Annotated in this window: 1 protein-coding gene; it reads left to right on the top strand. The window is 55.5% G+C overall.

The genetic code is table 11. The annotated features are described in order from the left end of the window. Positions 1 to 22 precede the first annotated feature (22 nt). The coding region (locus tag QWI17_RS21565; protein ID WP_302724603.1) for a hypothetical protein at positions 23 to 422 on the top strand (400 nt) is incomplete at its 3' end.

Genomic DNA, 422 nt, shown 5'->3' with positions numbered 1-422 from the left:
AATACTGGCGCTGCACGCGACCATGCGAGAAGACAAATTTGCCCGTGAGCGGGAAAAGGGGGGCTGGGACGGGGTGCTTGCCGAGCACGATAAAGTTGTTCGCAACAGCGCTATCAACGATGCCGAGATTACTTTCACCGAGCTCTGGAGCCTTGCGAATTACCCCGAGCTTGTGGAGATGCAAAACGCGCTGGATGGGCGGCCAGTCCGTGAATTCGCGGATTTGTATGAGAAGTTGCGCGTCAAACAGCAAGTCGTGATCGACGTGCAGGATCGCATGTTGGTCGGGAGTGAGCAGCTGGATCAATTGTTGACCGAAACGCCGGAAGATTTCGAGGTAAAGGATTGGGGGGGCAACGCCAAAGGCACCGTCGCAGACATAATTGCCAAGCGCAGCGTCAGTACAGTTCAACTGCGTTTCC

The organism is Gilvimarinus gilvus (genome assembly GCF_030518155.1).
In the GTDB taxonomy this organism is placed as follows: domain Bacteria; phylum Pseudomonadota; class Gammaproteobacteria; order Pseudomonadales; family Cellvibrionaceae; genus Gilvimarinus; species Gilvimarinus gilvus.
This window is presented reverse-complemented; position numbering and strand designations above follow the sequence as displayed.